The sequence below is a fragment of the Falsochrobactrum shanghaiense genome, assembly GCF_003149535.1.
In the GTDB taxonomy this organism is placed as follows: Bacteria; Pseudomonadota; Alphaproteobacteria; order Rhizobiales; family Rhizobiaceae; genus Brucella; species Brucella shanghaiense.
The window spans coordinates 703,467-718,599 of the sequence record NZ_QGDB01000001.1; the positions used below are offsets into that span (position 1 = coordinate 703,467).

Here is a 15,133-nt window from a genome sequence, read left to right on the forward strand (position 1 = left end):
CACAATGAGCAAGCATATTACCCCGGCACAAGCCGCAGCCCTTATTCCCGACAACGCTGTCGTTTCGGTTTCGTCATCGAGCGGCCTTGGCTGCCCGGACCTGATGCTGAAAGCAATCGGCGAGCGTTTCGATGAAAGCGGCCATCCGCAAAACATCACCACGCTGCATCCGATTGCAGCAGGCGACATGAGCGGTATCAAGGGGGTCGATTATATCGCCAAAAAGGGACTGCTGAAAAAGATCGTTGCGGGTTCCTATCCCTCCGGTCCGTCGGGCGCGGAGCCGCCGTTGATCTGGCAGATGATCACCAATAACGAAATTCCGGCTTATAATATTCCCTCCGGCATTCTGTTCGACATGCATCGCGAGGCAGCGGCCAAGCGCCCCGGCGTGCTGACGAAGATCGGCATGGATACATTTGTCGATCCGGCGCGGCAGGGCTGCGCGATGAATGATCTGGCGGCGAAGGAAGTGCTGGTCGAGAAGGTGAATTTTGCCGGTGAAGACTGGCTTTATTTCCCCAATATCGTGCCGCAGGTGGCGATCATCCGCGCCACGACCGCCGATGAGCGCGGCAATCTCACCTATGAGCATGAGGGGGCTTATCTGGGCGGTCTCGATCAGGCACTGGCTGCGCGCAACAATGGCGGCATCGTCATTGCGCAGGTCAAGCGCATCGCCAAGGCAGGCACATTGCGCCCGCATGATGTGCGGGTTCCGGGTACGCTGGTCGATTATGTGATCGTCGATCCGGAGCAGAAACAGACCACGCAGACGCTTTACGACCCGGCTATTTCCGGCGAGATCATCCGTCCGCTCGATACGTTCCGCCTGCCCGAATTCAATATTCAAAAGGTGATCGCGCGGCGCGTGGCGCAGGAGCTGGAAGCGGGCAGCGCCGTAAACTTAGGCTTTGGCATTTCCGCCAATGTGCCGCGTATCCTGCTTGAAGAAGGTCTGCATGGCGCCGTCACCTGGGTTATCGAACAGGGGGCTGTCGGCGGCGTGCCGCTGCTGGATTTTGCCTTTGGCTGTGCGTCCAATGCCGATGGCTATATGCCCTCGCCCTATCAGTTCACCTATTTTCAGGGCGCAGGCTTTGATGCCTCTTTGCTGTCTTTCCTTGAAATCGGGCGTGATGGTTCGGTCAATGTGTCAAAACTCTCCTTCCGTCCGCATGTGACGGCGGGGGCGGGCGGCTTTGTCGATATTACCGCGCGCGCGAAAAAGATCGTTTTTTCCGGCATGTTCAATGCGGGTGCGAAGCTTGCGGTCGCGGACGGCAAGCTGGTGATCGACAAGGAAGGCAAGCTGAAAAAGCTTGTCAACGAGGTAGAGCACGTCACTTTCTCCGGCCCGCGCAGCGTGGCACAGGGACAGGACATTACCTATGTCACCGAGCGCTGCGTGATGAAGCTCACACCCGAAGGCATCATGCTGACCGAGATTGCACCCGGCATCGATCTGCAAACGCATATTCTCGACCAGTCGGAATTCCCGCTGATCGTATCGGATCAGCTCAAGGTGATGGACGCAGCGCTGTTTGGCGAAGAGCCGATCGGGCTGAAACTGCCGCAAAAACCGGCAAGAAGGCTGGAGGCGTAAATGTCGGGACGTATTGAAATTGCGATTGAAAACCATATCGCAACAATGATCATCAAGCGGCCTGAAAAGCTCAATGCCTTCGATATTGAGATGTTGCGGGAATTATCCGCTGCCTGCGACCGGGTGGAGGCGGAACGCAATGTGCGCGTGGCCATCCTGACGGGCGAGGGCAAGGCTTTTTCGGCGGGTGGCGACATCAAGGCGTGGGGCGGTATGGAGCCATCCGAATTCGGCCATGCATGGGTGCGCTATGGCCATCGCGTGTTCGAGCGGCTGGCGACCTTGCGCATGCCGCTGATTGCCGCCATGAATGGCCATGCGCTGGGCGGCGGGCTGGAACTGGCAGCGGCTGCGGATATTCGCATTGTCGAGCAGCAGGCGAAGATCGGCCTGCCGGAGACCTCGCTTGGCATGGTGCCGGGCTGGTCGGGCACGCAGCGTCTGGTGCGCCGCTTTGGCGCGCAGATCGTGCGGCGCATGGTGCTGGGCGGTGAAATGTTCACGGCTGAAGAAGCGCTTGCTCACGGGCTGGTTGATGGCATTGTCGATACGGGCAAGGCATTGGAAGCGGCAAAGGATTATGCGGCGCGGGTGGCACAGCGCGGACCGGCGGCACTTGAAGTTTCCAAACTGATGATTGCTGTTGCCAATGGCGAGGACAATGGAACCGCTGTCGAGGCGCTGGGTTCCATCCTTGTCGCCAAGACCGGTGATCTTAAAGAAGGCGTCAGCGCTTTTGGCGAAAAGCGCGCAGCGAAGTTCAAGGGAGAATGGTGATGAGCGTTATTGTCAAACCGCAGCCGCTGGCGGGGCTGGAAATCCGCGAATTCTCCATGCTGATCGACGGCAAATGGGTGGCTGCTGCGAGCGGCCAGACCATCGAGCGCGTGGCGCCCGGCCATGGCGTGACGGTGAGCCGATATCCGGCGGGCGGCAAGGGTGATGCGGAACGCGCAATCGCGGTTGCGCGCAAGGCTTTCGACGACGGGCGCTGGACCTCGAAGACCGCTTCGCAGCGCTCGCTTGCGCTGCTCAAGGCTGCGGATCTGATCGAGGCGCGCGCTGAAGAGCTGGCCTATCTCGATGCAATTGAAGCCGGCAAACCAATTGCGCAGGTGCGTGGCGAGATTGCCGGTGCCGTCGATATATGGCGCTATGCGGCTGCACTTGCGCGCGATCTGCATGGCGAGAGCTACAATACGCTCGGAGACGGCACGCTGGGCGTGGTGCTGCGCGAGGCGATCGGCGTCGTCTCGATCATCACGCCATGGAATTTCCCGTTCCTGATCGTCAGCCAGAAGCTGCCTTTCGCGCTGGCTGCGGGCTGTACGGCGGTGGTGAAACCGTCCGAGCTGACTTCCGGCTCGACGCTGGTGCTGGGCGAAATTCTTGCGGAAGCAGGAATCCCCGATGGCGTGGTCAATATCATCACCGGCACGGGTGCTGATGTGGGCCAGCATATGAGCACCCATGCGGATGTCGACATGGTGTCATTCACCGGCTCTACCGGGGTCGGCAGGCTGACCATGGCCAATGCCGCGCAAACGCTCAAGAAAGTGTCGCTGGAGCTTGGCGGCAAGAACCCGCAAATCGTGTTTCCTGATGCCAATCTCGATGAATTCATCGATGCGGCGGTGTTTGGCGCGTGGTTCAATGCGGGCGAATGCTGCAATGCCGGGTCGCGGCTGATCGTGCATCGCTCGATTGTAGACGAGATCGTGGCGCGCATTGCCGATCTGTCGAAGAAAGTGGTGATCGGTGATCCGCTCAACGACCGGACGCAGGTGGGCGCGATCATCTCGCCGCAGCATCTTGGCAAGATCGGGGCCTATGTCGAGGATGCGAAAAAGGCCGGTGCCGCCCTTGCGCATGGCGGCGAGGTGCTGGACCTTGGGGCCGGTCACTATATGGGGCCGACCATTCTTGCAGGCGTTACGACGGATATGGCCGTGGCGCGCGAGGAAGTGTTCGGGCCGGTTTTGTCAGTGCTTTCCTTCGATACAGTGGATGAGGCGATTTCGATTGCCAATTCAGTCGATTACGGTCTTTCGGCAGGCGTGTGGAGCCGCGATTTCGACACCTGCATGCGCATCGGGCGCAAGGTGCGTGCGGGCACGATCTGGATGAACACCTTCATGGACGGCACGCCGGAACTGCCTTTCGGCGGCTATCGCCAGTCGGGTCTGGGGCGTGAATTGGGGCGTCATGCGGTGGAGGATTACACCGAGACCAAGACGCTCAATATGCATATAGGCCCGCGCAGCAACTGGTGGGTGCCGCAGGGCAAATAGGGAGGAACGGCTTTGGGAGGACAGCCGGATATTGTTATCATCGGATCGGGGATCGGCGGCGCGACAATTGCCGCCGGTCTTGCGCCTTCGGGTGCCGATATTCTCATTCTGGAAGCCGGTGAGCGTCTGGCCGACCGGCCGGAAAATCGCGACCCGCGTGCCATTTTCCAGCGCGGCTTCTTTCGCCCGAAAGAGCACTGGTATGAGGCGGACGGAGCGCCGTTCAATCCGGGCAATTATTATAATGTCGGCGGCAATTCAAAATTCTATGGCGCGGTGCTGGTGCGCTATCGCCGCGAGGATTTTGCGGAAATGGCGCATCTCGACGGGGTGTCGCCTGCATGGCCGTTTGATTATGACGAACTGGAGCCGTGGTATTGCCGTGCCGAGCAATTATTTGCAGTGCGCGGCGAATTGGGCGACGATCCGAGCGAGCCCTATCATTCACAGCCCTATCCCTTTGCGCCGGTTCCTGATGAAAAGCCGATAGCCGAATTGCGCGCAAGGCTGAAAAAGAACGGCATTCACGCAGCTTCCCTGCCGCTTGGCGTCGATATTGAACGCTGGCTGGCAAAGGGCAAGACGCCGTGGGACGCGCATCCCAACGCTAATGACGGCAAGATGGATGCGGAAACCCGACCGCTGGCGGAGGCGCTCAAATATGCCAATGTGCGGCTGGAGACATCGGCAAGGGTTACGCGGCTGGAGGCGGAGGGCGCGCGGATTGCCGCTGTGCACTATGTGAAGAATGGAGAAACGCAGATTTTGCGCCCCAAGCTGGTGATTTTATCGGCGGGTGCGGTGCAATCGGCAGCGCTTCTGCTGCGGTCGGGACTGGCAAACCGATCCGATCAGGTGGGGCGCAATTTCATGAACCATAATGCGAGTGCGGTGATCGGGTTCGATCCGCGCTTTCGCAATGACAGCATCTATCAGAAGACATTCGGCTTCAATGATTTCTACCTGTCCGACGGGGCGGGCGGGCCGCCGCTGGGCAATGTGCAATTGCTGGGGCGTGTTTCGGGTGCGGTTTTAAAGGCGAATATGCCGCGCGTGCCGGAATGGCTGCTTGATCAGGTGGCGCGCCATACGGTCGATTTTTACGCCATGAGCGAGGATCTGCCGTCGCCCGAAAGCCGCGTGAGCGTGGATGGTGAGCGCATCGTGCTGCATTGGGTGCGCTCCAACTGGCAGGCGCATCTGATGCTGGTGGAAAAGCTTAAATCCGTGCTCAGGCAGGCGGGCTTTCCCATCGTGCTTTCGCAGGCTTTCGACCGGCGCACGCCCTCGCATCAATGCGGGACGGTGCGCATCGGCAATGATGCAGCGCTTGCGCCGCTCGATCCTTATTGCCGCGCTTTCGACCATCCCAATCTCTATGTGGTCGATGCATCTTTCCTGCCCACATCGGCGGCGGTCAACCCGGCACTGACCATTGCCGCGCAGGCGCTGCGCGTGGCCGATCATATTACAAAGGAGGAACTGGCATGACCCGTCAACGACCTGTGGCGCTGGTGACTGGCGCAAGACGTGGCATTGGTTTTTCCGTTGCGCGCGCGCTTGCCGACAAGGGCTTCGATCTTGCCGTCACTGACCGCGAACACGACGAAGCAGCCATGAATGAATTGCGGGAAACGGGCCGGAAGATCGTCTTTTTCAAAAGCGATCTTGCAGCCGTTGAGACGCATGAAGCGACCGTGAACGCCGTTCTTTCTGAATTTGGCAATATTGATTGCCTCGTCAACAATGCCGGGATGGGGTCTGTGGAGCGTGGGGATTTCATCAATCTCAAGCCGGAAAATTTCGACACGATCATGGGCGTGAACCTGCGCGGCACGGTGTTTTTCACGCAGGCCGTGGTGAAGGCGATGCTTTCGGCGGAGGAGGTGCCGTTCTCGCGCAGCATTGTGACGATCAGCTCGGTTTCATCAGTGATGACATCGCCCGAGCGGCTTGATTATTGCATCTCCAAGGCGGGATTGTCGGCTTTTGTGCAGGGGCTGGCCTTGCGGCTTGCGCAAGCGCGCATCGGCGTATTCGAGGTGCGGCCCGGCATCATCCGCACCGATATGACGGCGAAGGTCGCCGAGCGTTACGACGCGCTGATCGAAGGCGGGCTGGTGCCGATGAAGCGCTGGGGCGAGGCGGGCGATGTCGGCGCTATCGTTGCCGGACTTGCAGGCGGCGATTTCATCTTCGCCACAGGCTCCACCATCAATGCCGATGGTGGCCTGTCGATTGCAAAGCTTTAGGAAGAAATGGCCATGGCTTATGATTATATCATTGTCGGCGGCGGGCCTGCCGGATGCGTTCTGGCCAATCGGCTGAGCGAGGATGCCTCGGTCAAGGTGCTGCTTTTGGAAGCAGGCGGCAGCGACTGGAACCCGCTGTTTCACATGCCCGCCGGTTTTGCCAAGATGACCAAGGGTGTGGGAAGCTGGGGCTGGGAAACCGTGCCGCAGAAACACATGAAAAACCGCGTGCTGCGCTATACGCAGGCGAAAGTGATCGGCGGCGGCTCCAGCATCAATGCGCAGATTTATACGCGCGGCAATGCAGCCGATTATGATCTGTGGGCCAGTGAAGACGGCTGCACCGGCTGGGATTATCGCCATGTGCTGCCCTATTTCAAACGTGCCGAGGACAATCAGCGTTTCAACGATGATTATCATTCCTATGGCGGGCCGCTGGGCGTTTCCATGCCGTCCGCGCCGTTGCCCATTTGCGACGCCTATATCCGCGCAGGGCAGGAACTGGGCATTCCCTACAATCCCGATTTCAACGGGCGCGAGCAGGCGGGCGTCGGCTTTTATCAGCTTACGCAGCGCAATCGCCGCCGTTCTTCGGCGTCGCTTGCCTATCTTTCGCCCATCCGCACGCGCAAGAACCTGACCATTCGCATGAATGCCGCCGTGCGCAATATCGTGCTGGAAAAGACCCGCGCCACCGGCGTTGCGCTGATGAGCGGCGAGGTCTTACGCGCCGCGCGCGAGGTGATCGTGGCATCGGGCGCCATCGGTTCGCCCAAGCTGCTTTTGCAATCGGGCATCGGCCCTGCCGATCATCTGAGAAAAGTCGGCGTCGATGTGAAGCATGATCTGCCGGGCGTGGGCGAAAACCTGCAGGATCATCTTGATCTCTTCGTGATCTGCGAATGCACCGGCGATCACACCTATGACGGCGTGGCGAAGCTGCACCGCACGCTTGCCGCTGGCCTTCAATATATTCTGCTGCGCTCCGGGCCAGTGGCGTCGAGCCTGTTTGAGACCGGCGGTTTCTGGTATGCGGACAAGGATGCGCGCACGCCCGATATTCAGTTTCATTTGGGGCTTGGCTCGGGCATCGAGGCAGGCGTCGAGAAACTGAAAAATGCCGGTGTGACGCTTAATTCCGCCTATCTGCATCCGCGTTCGCGGGGAACAGTCCGGCTTTCCACCAGCGATCCGGCGGCAGCACCCTTGATCGACCCGAATTACTGGAGCGATCCGCATGACGTGAAAATGTCGCTGGAAGGGCTGAAGATCGCACGCGAAATCATGAGCCAGGACGCGCTCAAGCCTTTCGTGATGGCGGAGCGCCTGCCGGGGCCGAAAGTGATGAGCGATGATGAATTGTTCGATTATGCCTGCGCGAACGCCAAGACCGACCATCATCCGGTCGGCACCTGCAAGATGGGCACGGACGCCATGGCGGTGGTCGATCCCGAACTCAAGGTTCATGGGCTGGAGGGCTTGCGCGTGTGCGACAGTTCGATCATGCCGCGGGTTCCGTCCTGCAATACCAATGCGCCGACGATCATGATGGGTGAAAAGGGTGCGGATATTATTCGCGGACATGACCCGCTGCCGCCTGCGATTTTCAGCTGGGAGCGCAACGAGAGCAAGCCGCGCGCGCGGGCCTGATGCTACTTCAATGCTGCGGCTTCGATTTCCTCGGCGACGAGCTTTTGCAGTGACCAGATATAGTCGTCATGGATGCCGAATTGCTCCAATCCGCTGGCGGTTCGCAGCAAATATTCCGCGCCTGATCCGGCAGCGCCCGCCGCGCGGGCCAGCCTTTGCGCCTGCTGCTCTATCGTCAGCTCGGCGATCTGCGTCCCCACCGGGTCGGCATAGAAGGTCAGGGCCTGCTCGCGTCCGCGCTCGGTTTCGATCTCGATCCAGCAGGCATTGCCGGCCAGTTCATGGGCGACAAGCTCGCGGCGCAGCAGCGCGCGCAGCGATTGCGCTTCGGTTCCTGCGGCAATTTCCAGAACAAGCCCCTCGCAATTGCCGCCCGAAGCAAGAGCCAGCATCAGGCCGGGCCGCTCGGGCGTGCCGCGAAAATGATCGAGCGAGATCGAGAAGCTGCGATGCCAGCCGATGGCTGTGGCGCGGCGGCGCGACCGGACGGGAAAGCCGGGGTTCCAGATCAGCGATCCATAGGCGAAAATCGGGATCGGGTGGGGCCGATCCTGCATCAGCCTGTCAGCCAGCAGGTCGAGATCGGTATCTTCGAGTATCCGCCAGCATGGGTCATGCATCGGCCCATCGGCGGGGGCCACCATAGCGAGATGGTCATCGGTCAGCAGGATGGGGCGACGGTCGGACATATGATTTTCAGCAGGTAATGTGGGTCATTTCCATGGGATATAGCATAGATAAAGCAGTTTTGCAGTGCCAGCGCCCAAAATCCGGTTTTGGGTGGTTCAAGTGGTGATCCCGACAGGAATCGAACCTGTGACCTACAGATTAGGAATCTGTCGCTCTATCCTACTGAGCTACGGGACCGCCGCGCCACACATATAATCTTTCTGCCGCTTCGCCAACCCCGCAAAAGCGGGGCAGGCGTATTTCTTGCTCGCCGGTCTTGCTTGCCGGTCTTGCTTGCCGGTTCAGGCCGCAAGCGCGGTCTCGATGATCGAGGCGAAATAACTCACGCCATAGGGAATGGCTTCATCGTTGAAGTCATAGGCGGGATTGTGCAGGCCGGGCGTGTCGCCATTGCCGATAAAGATATAGGCGCCGGGACGCGACTCCAGCATGAAGGAAAAATCCTCCGCCGCCATCAAGGGCGCGACATCGGTTGTCACCTTGCCTTCTCCCGCCACGCTTTTTGCCACGCGCGCGGCGAATTCGGTCTGCGCGTCATGATTGAAGGTGACGGGATAATTGTGCTGGTAGCGCACGGCGATTTGTGCGCCGGTGAGAAGAGCCGTTCCTTCGGCGACTTCGCGCAGGCGGCGTTCCACGAAGCTATGGGTTTCCTTCTTCAGGGTGCGGACCGTGCCCGACAGCGTCGCTTTCTCGGGGATGACATTATAGGCGTCGCCTGCGATGAATTTCGTCACCGATATGACGAGCGAATCCAGCGGGTCGGTGTTGCGGGCGACGATGCCCTGAATGGCGGTGAGAAGCTGGGAGCCCGCGAGAATGGGATCGATCGTGCGGTGCGGCTGTGCGGCATGGCCGCCATGGCCGGTGACGAAAAAGTCGAACTCGTCGGTCGCGGCCATGATCGGCCCCTTGCACATGGAAAATTCCCCGACGGGCAGGCCGGGCAGATTATGCACGCCATAGATTTCCGAAATGCCGAAGCGCTCCATCAGCCCGTCCTCGACCATGGCGCGTGCGCCCGCGCCGCCTTCTTCGGCAGGCTGGAAGACCATCACGGCGGAACCGCGGAAATTGCGGGTTTCGCTTAGATATTGTGCTGCGCCCAGCAGCATGGCCGTATGGCCGTCATGACCGCAGGAATGCGCCCTGCCGGGTGTTTTCGAAGCCCATGGCGCGCCGGTGGTCTCATCGATGGGCAGCGCATCCATATCGGCGCGCAGGCCGATGGCCGGGCCGTCGCCATGCCTGCCCTTGATGAGCGCGACCACGCCGGTGCGGCCTATGCCGGTTTCAACCAGATCGCAACCGAAGGATCTGAGCTTTTCCTCGACGAAACGCGCCGTCTCGTGAATATCGTATAACAGTTCCGGGTGCTGATGCAGATGACGGCGCCATGCGGTGATTTCCGCCTGGGTTTCAGCGGCACGGTTGAGAACTGGCATTATGGAATGCTCCCGAATAAGTGGGTGTAAAAAGGTGATGGCAGGATATGACGTTTCGGTGAAAGCGGGCAATCCCCGTTTGCCTTTTCCTTGCCACATGTCATAGATATTGACTATGCAACTTCTCCATTATGACTGAGATATTCGCAAGCCGTTATGAAGGTCGCAAGACGCTATGGAGATGCGGAACGGTCGTTTGCCGGTATTGCGGCCATTGTTGATTGGAATTACGGAAATGATCTCGAAGGCATTGAAAATCTGGCTCACCGCCACGGCAATCGCAGGCATGACCCTGTCTGCCGCTTCGGCAAACCCGTCCATCGTCGTCGATGTGGCGACCGGCAAGGTCTATGCGCAAAAGGATGCCTTCCAGCGCTGGTATCCCGCATCGCTGACCAAGATGATGAGCGCCTATGTGACGTTTCGCGACCTGCAGGCCGGCAGGCTGACGCTGGATTCGCCCGTGCGCATGAGCGTCAATGCGTCCAAGGAGCCGCCGAGCAAGATGGGCTATCGCCCCGGCTCCGTGATGACGCTCGACAATGCGCTCAGGATCATGCTGGTCAAATCCGCCAATGACGTGTCGGTCGCGCTGGCGGAGGCCGTCGGCGGCAGTGAATCGGGTTTTGTGCAGCGCATGAATGCCGAAGCGCAGCGGCTGGGCATGGTCGGCACGCATTTTGCCAATCCCAACGGGCTGCACGATCCCAACAATTATTCGACCGCGCGCGATCTTGCGATCCTCGGCGTGCAGCTTCGCCGCGAATTTCCGCAATATGCCCATTATTTCTCGACCGAGGCGATCGATACGGGCAATGGCAAGAAGCCACAGGCCAATTACAATATCCTGCTTGGGCGTTATGATGGCGCCGATGGCATGAAGACGGGCTTCGTCTGCGCTTCGGGCTTCAATCTTGCCGGTTCGGCAACCCGTCAGGGCCGCACGATGCTGGCGGTGGTTTTGGGAGCGGATCGGCAGGAAACGCGCACGGTGCAGGCCGCGCAGCTCATGACGGATGCTTTCCGCAGCAATGGCGCAGGCGTGCCGACACTGGCCAGCATGACGCCGCCGGCAGGCAATGCTGTCAATCAGGCCGTGGATATGCGCAAGGCGATCTGTAGCCAGGAAGCGGTGGCGAGCCGCTGGGACGGGCGCGATGTGGAAGGGCGGCTCAAGATCGATTCGCCCTATATTCATGCGATGACCCGTGATCCCATCGCGGTGCAGGTCGGGCTCGTGTCGGAGCCGCCGCGCAATATCAGCAAGGTGGGGCAGCTCGATATTTCGCAGATCCCCGTGCCTAAGCCGCGTCCGCAACGTGCTGCGCGCGTCAATACATCCACGATCAATTAAGTTTAAAACATGCAGAACCCGATTCCCGTTTCCGTGCTGACCGGCTTTCTCGGCTCGGGCAAGACCACGCTGCTCAACCGGCTTCTCAAAGACCCGGCCCTGACCGATACCGCCGTCATCATCAATGAATTCGGTGAGATCAGCATCGATCATCTTCTGGTCGAACAGGCGAGCGAAGGCGTGATCGAGCTGGCCGATGGCTGCCTGTGCTGCACGGTGCGCGGGGAGCTGGTGGACACGCTGGCCGATCTGATCGACCGGCTGGAAACCGGGCGCATCAAGGCGCTCAAGCGCGTCATCATCGAAACCACCGGGCTGGCCGATCCGGCACCGGTGCTGCATTCGATCATGGGGCATCCGGTGCTCATGCAGGCATTCCGGCTCGATGGCGTGCTGGCGACGGTGGATGCCGTCAACGGCATGGCGACGCTCGACAATCATGAAGAAGCCGTCAAGCAGGCCGCAATGGCCGATCGCATCATCATCACCAAAGCCGATCTCGATGAGGCGCAGCCGGGGCTTGCAGCGCTGAAAGCAAGGCTGAAACTGCTTAACCCGGGTGCGGATATTCTCGAAGCATCTGATGCGCGCACCGGCTATGCGGCGCTGTTTGAATGCGGGCTCTATAATCCGCAAACCAAATCGGCGGATGTGCAGCACTGGCTCAGGGCGGAAGCCTATGAGGGCGATCATCATCATGATCATATATGCGGCCCCGATTGCGATCATGATCACCACGATCATGAGCATCACCATCACCATCATGACGAGGCGATCCGCTCTTTTGCGCTGCGGCACAAGGAGCCGATACCCTTTTCGACCTTCGAGATGTTTCTTGATCTGCTGCGCTCGACCCATGGCGAAAAGCTGCTGCGCATGAAAGGCATCGTGCAGATTGCGGAAGACCCGGAGCGTCCGCTGGTCATTCATGGCGTGCAGAAGATTTTTCATCCGCCCGCGCGCCTGCCGCAATGGCCGCAAGGACAGGGATCGGGCGAGCGCGAAACATTGCTGGTCCTGATCGTGAAAGACCTGCCCGAAAGCTATGTGCGCGAGCTTTTCGATGCATTTTTAGGCAAGGCGGGCATAGACCGCCCGGATCGTGCGGCGATGATGGACAATCCGCTGGCTATTCCCGGCTATTCGCCGCGCGGTTGATCCACCTGCTTCTTGCGGATGAGAAAGCGGTGCAGGCTGCCTTCGCGCGTCTGCGCAAGCAGTTCGTGGCCTTCCTGCGTGCAGAAATGCGGCAGGTCGATGCCCGACAGGGGATCAGTGGCCTCGACCCATAAAAGCGCGCCGTCCGGCATGGCCTGCAAACGATTGCGGGTCTTCAAAACCGGAAGAGGGCATTTAAGCCCTCTCAAGTCATAGACGGGGATGTCGTTTTCCAGCGGTTTTAGTCCCGACCGAATTTCCACCACGACTTTTTCTTCTCTGGTGCCGGTTCAGGCGCGACGATGGTGTCCGCCACGGTGCTTGCGGTTGTCATGGGCGAGACCGGGTTTTCCTGAGGCACGGGCACTGCGGCAGTTGCGAGCGGAGCAGGCTGCGGCTGCGGCGTAGCGGCAATCGCGGTTGGCTGCGCAGGCGCTATATCGGGCGCATTGGGCGTTTCGGCGGAGGAGGGGTTTAGCGACGGCGGCTCGCGGCTCACCCTTTCGCCACGCGCACGCGCGGCACTCCATGCGGAGACGAGCTTTGCTTCCGCCAGCCCCTGAATGGAGGGGGCGGGGGCCTTCTGCGCGGCGCTGAAAGCGGCGAGATAGGATTTCTCGTAAGTTGCGTAGGACATGGCTTCTGCACCGGCTGATGGCGGGCAGGCTTCCGCAGGCGACAGCGGCTGGCCGTCCGGCGAGGCGACGTTGAACACATAGCGCCTTTCGCAGACATCGACCTTCGGCGGGGTTTTCGTCGTCTCGAAGGAATCATAGCCCTGCTTGAGCATTTTCCAGAAGCCGTAATTGGGGTCGTTGCGATAACGCGCCATATTGGCGGCGGTCATGCGGAACGGAAATGCCTGAATCTGGAATTCACGCTGGCCGCCGCGGAAGGCGTCGCGGCCAAATGCGTAAATTTCGCTGACGCTTTCATCGGTCATCGAATAGCAGCCCGACGACGAGCAGGCGCCATGCACCATCAGATGCTGGCCGGTGCGGCCATTGACGCGGTCATAATCGTTGGGAAAGCCGATGTTGAAAGCGAGGTAATATTGCGAATTGGGGTTCATCTGCGCCGGGCGCACCGTGTAGAAGCCTTCGGGCGCCTGCCGGTCGCCCTCGACGAATTTCGGCCCGAGCTTGCCCGACCATTTGCAGATTTCATAGGCTGCGATCTGGTCGTATTTGCCGTTATTCTTCTGCTTCCAGACTTCCAGAACGCCTTCTTCCTTGAAGATGCGCACCATGATCGGCGAATTGCGGGACATGCCCTTCGCCTTCATTTTCGTGACGATCTTGGTGGGCAGGGGCTTTTCAGCCCGCAAGGCGAGATCGGAAACGGACGCACCCTGACAGCCCGCAAGAAGCGCGGATGCCATGACGGTTGCAAGAATGGCGGTTCTGATTTTCATATCGCATCAAGCCTGTTGGAGCGGCACCCTTCGATGCCCGGAGCAAATTCCCGTCCCCTCATGGACCCGATCCTATCAACGAAACCTTTCGGTATCGTTTATGAATCCTTGCCCGAATACCTAAAAAACCACCCGACCGCAATATGGCGGAAATGACGCACGCATGCAATCGGGCGCGACCATGACGGGCGCGCCGGATAAAAACAGGTTTAACTATTTGAATTATATGGCTTTCTCAGAAAAGCATTTGCGCTTTTCTGATTTTGCATCAGATATTGCGGCCGATTTCGAGGAATTTCTGGCGGCGTTCCTGCTTGAGCGTCTCGCCGTCAACATCCTTCATCGAGCGCAGCGAAGCGGCGATGGTGTCGCCGGTCGCAGCAATAACGGCATCCTTGCCGCGATGCGCGCCGCCCATCGGTTCGGAAATGATACCGTCGATGATCTTGAGTTCGAACAGGTCCTGCGCGGTGATGCGCATATTGGAGGCGGCATCTCTTGCGCGGGTGGAATCATGCCAGAGGATCGAGGCGGCACCTTCCGGCGAAATCACCGAATAGATCGAATGTTCGAGCATATAGACGCGGTTTGCGACCGCGATGGCGATTGCGCCTCCGGAGCCGCCCTCGCCGATGATGATCGAGATCACCGGCACGCGCAGCTTGAGGCATTGGGCGGTCGAACGCGCGATGGCTTCCGCCTGCCCGCGCTCTTCGGCGCTGACGCCCGGATAGGCACCGGCGGTGTCGACGAAAGTGATGAGGGGAAGCTGGAAACGGTCGGCCATTTCCATGATGCGGACGGCCTTGCGATAGCCTTCGGGGCGGGCCGAGCCGAAATTGTGCTTGAGCCGCGTTTTGGTGTCGGAGCCTTTTTCCTGTCCCAGAATGGCGACGGGCTGGCCGTTGAAGCGGGCAAAGCCGCCCTGAATGGCCTCGTCATTGGCAAATTGCCGGTCGCCTGCCAGCGGCGTGAATTCGGTAAACAGCTTTTCGATATATTCGAGGCAGTGCGGACGGTCGGGGTGGCGGGCGATCTGCGCCTTCTGCCATGGCGTCAGCTTGCGGTAAATATCCTTCAACGCATCCGCCGAGCGTTTCTCGAGACGGCTGATCTCGTCGCTCATCTCGACGCTGCCCTGTTCCTGCGCAAGCTTCTTCAGCTCCAGAATCTGGCCTTCGAGATCGGCGACGGGTTTTTCAAAATCGAGATAATTATACATCGGGCCTGACTATTGTGCGTTTGTACGGATAGCGAGCATAGGGCAGCTTTT

At 59.7% G+C, this 15,133-nt stretch carries 13 protein-coding genes and 1 tRNA gene; 8 read left to right on the forward strand and 6 right to left on the reverse strand.

Features of this window, described 5'->3' with window-relative positions:
* The first annotated feature begins 4 nt into the window (after window positions 1–4).
* The 6 genes from DKP76_RS03325 to DKP76_RS03350 are packed head-to-tail and all read left to right on the forward strand — an operon-like array spanning window position 5 to window position 7,799.
* Window positions 5–1,606 carry an acyl CoA:acetate/3-ketoacid CoA transferase gene (locus DKP76_RS03325; RefSeq protein ID WP_109704975.1) on the forward strand — a complete coding sequence of 534 codons (1,602 nt, stop codon included), beginning with the start codon at window positions 5–7 and terminating at the stop codon, window positions 1,604–1,606.
* Window positions 1,607–2,383 (forward strand): enoyl-CoA hydratase/isomerase family protein, encoded by a 777-nt coding sequence (locus tag DKP76_RS03330; RefSeq protein ID WP_109704976.1) that lies wholly within the window; start codon window positions 1,607–1,609, stop codon window positions 2,381–2,383.
* Window positions 2,377–3,897, forward strand: coding sequence for an aldehyde dehydrogenase family protein (locus DKP76_RS03335; RefSeq protein WP_109704977.1), 1,521 nt, complete (start codon window positions 2,377–2,379; stop codon window positions 3,895–3,897). The genes DKP76_RS03330 and DKP76_RS03335 overlap by 7 nt, the downstream gene beginning before the upstream one ends.
* 12 nt (window positions 3,898–3,909) lie before the next feature.
* Window positions 3,910–5,388, forward strand: a complete 1,479-nt coding sequence (locus DKP76_RS03340; RefSeq protein WP_109704978.1) for a GMC oxidoreductase — start codon at window positions 3,910–3,912, stop codon at window positions 5,386–5,388.
* A complete protein-coding gene (locus tag DKP76_RS03345; protein ID WP_109704979.1) occupies window positions 5,385–6,149 on the forward strand; it encodes a 3-ketoacyl-ACP reductase in 765 nt (254 codons plus the stop codon). Before DKP76_RS03340 ends, DKP76_RS03345 begins: the two co-directional genes overlap by 4 nt.
* 12 nt (window positions 6,150–6,161) lie before the next feature.
* The gene (locus DKP76_RS03350) at window positions 6,162–7,799 is read left to right on the forward strand and encodes a GMC family oxidoreductase (RefSeq protein WP_109705162.1); all 1,638 of its coding nucleotides are present in this window, start codon (window positions 6,162–6,164) and stop codon (window positions 7,797–7,799) included.
* Between the two features lie 2 nt (window positions 7,800–7,801).
* On the opposite strand, the gene DKP76_RS03355 is transcribed toward DKP76_RS03350, so the two are convergent.
* From DKP76_RS03355 to DKP76_RS03365, 3 genes are all read right to left on the reverse strand, one after another.
* The gene (locus tag DKP76_RS03355; RefSeq protein WP_109704980.1) at window positions 7,802–8,488 is read right to left on the reverse strand and encodes a gamma-glutamylcyclotransferase; all 687 of its coding nucleotides are present in this window, start codon (window positions 8,486–8,488) and stop codon (window positions 7,802–7,804) included.
* Between the two features lie 101 nt (window positions 8,489–8,589).
* Window positions 8,590–8,666: transfer RNA gene (locus tag DKP76_RS03360), tRNA-Arg, on the reverse strand.
* A 104-nt stretch (window positions 8,667–8,770) separates the two neighbouring features.
* Window positions 8,771–9,934 carry a M20 aminoacylase family protein gene (locus DKP76_RS03365; protein WP_109705163.1) on the reverse strand — a complete coding sequence of 388 codons (1,164 nt, stop codon included), beginning with the start codon at window positions 9,932–9,934 and terminating at the stop codon, window positions 8,771–8,773.
* 235 nt (window positions 9,935–10,169) lie between these two features.
* Here DKP76_RS03365 and DKP76_RS03370 point away from each other — a divergent pair, with 235 nt between their 5' ends.
* Complete coding sequence (locus tag DKP76_RS03370; RefSeq protein ID WP_109704981.1) at window positions 10,170–11,288, forward strand: D-alanyl-D-alanine carboxypeptidase family protein; 1,119 nt, start codon at window positions 10,170–10,172, stop codon at window positions 11,286–11,288.
* Window positions 11,289–11,297: 9 nt separating this feature from the next.
* Window positions 11,298–12,446 (forward strand): CobW family GTP-binding protein, encoded by a 1,149-nt coding sequence (locus tag DKP76_RS03375; protein WP_109704982.1) that lies wholly within the window; start codon window positions 11,298–11,300, stop codon window positions 12,444–12,446.
* Here DKP76_RS03375 and DKP76_RS03380 read toward each other — a convergent pair.
* From DKP76_RS03380 to DKP76_RS03390, 3 genes are all read right to left on the reverse strand, one after another.
* On the reverse strand, window positions 12,428–12,709 hold the full coding sequence (locus DKP76_RS03380) for a sulfurtransferase TusA family protein (protein WP_109705164.1): 282 nt from the start codon (window positions 12,707–12,709) through the stop codon (window positions 12,428–12,430). The genes DKP76_RS03375 and DKP76_RS03380 overlap by 19 nt on opposite strands.
* Window positions 12,688–13,860 (reverse strand): L,D-transpeptidase family protein, encoded by a 1,173-nt coding sequence (locus DKP76_RS03385; RefSeq protein WP_109704983.1) that lies wholly within the window; start codon window positions 13,858–13,860, stop codon window positions 12,688–12,690. The genes DKP76_RS03380 and DKP76_RS03385 overlap by 22 nt, the downstream gene beginning before the upstream one ends.
* 268 nt (window positions 13,861–14,128) lie before the next feature.
* Window positions 14,129–15,082: an acetyl-CoA carboxylase carboxyltransferase subunit alpha gene (locus DKP76_RS03390; RefSeq protein WP_109704984.1), complete on the reverse strand. Its 954-nt coding sequence runs from the start codon at window positions 15,080–15,082 to the stop codon at window positions 14,129–14,131.
* Window positions 15,083–15,133 lie beyond the last annotated feature (51 nt).

Excerpts from the sequence above, each read along its gene's own strand:
- DKP76_RS03325 (WP_109704975.1), top strand. The coding sequence starts at position 5 with ATGAGCAAGCATATTACCCCGGCACAAGCCGCAGCCCTTATTCCCGAC.
- DKP76_RS03330 (WP_109704976.1), top strand. The coding sequence starts at position 1,607 with ATGTCGGGACGTATTGAAATTGCGATTGAAAACCATATCGCAACAATG.
- DKP76_RS03335 (WP_109704977.1), top strand. The coding sequence starts at position 2,377 with ATGGTGATGAGCGTTATTGTCAAACCGCAGCCGCTGGCGGGGCTGGAA.
- DKP76_RS03345 (WP_109704979.1), top strand. The coding sequence starts at position 5,385 with ATGACCCGTCAACGACCTGTGGCGCTGGTGACTGGCGCAAGACGTGGC.
- DKP76_RS03350 (WP_109705162.1), top strand. The coding sequence starts at position 6,162 with ATGGCTTATGATTATATCATTGTCGGCGGCGGGCCTGCCGGATGCGTT.
- DKP76_RS03355 (WP_109704980.1), bottom strand. The coding sequence starts at position 8,488 with ATGTCCGACCGTCGCCCCATCCTGCTGACCGATGACCATCTCGCTATG.
- DKP76_RS03365 (WP_109705163.1), bottom strand. The coding sequence starts at position 9,934 with ATGCCAGTTCTCAACCGTGCCGCTGAAACCCAGGCGGAAATCACCGCA.
- DKP76_RS03370 (WP_109704981.1), top strand. The coding sequence starts at position 10,170 with ATGATCTCGAAGGCATTGAAAATCTGGCTCACCGCCACGGCAATCGCA.
- DKP76_RS03375 (WP_109704982.1), top strand. The coding sequence starts at position 11,298 with ATGCAGAACCCGATTCCCGTTTCCGTGCTGACCGGCTTTCTCGGCTCG.
- DKP76_RS03385 (WP_109704983.1), bottom strand. The coding sequence starts at position 13,860 with ATGAAAATCAGAACCGCCATTCTTGCAACCGTCATGGCATCCGCGCTT.
- DKP76_RS03390 (WP_109704984.1), bottom strand. The coding sequence starts at position 15,082 with ATGTATAATTATCTCGATTTTGAAAAACCCGTCGCCGATCTCGAAGGC.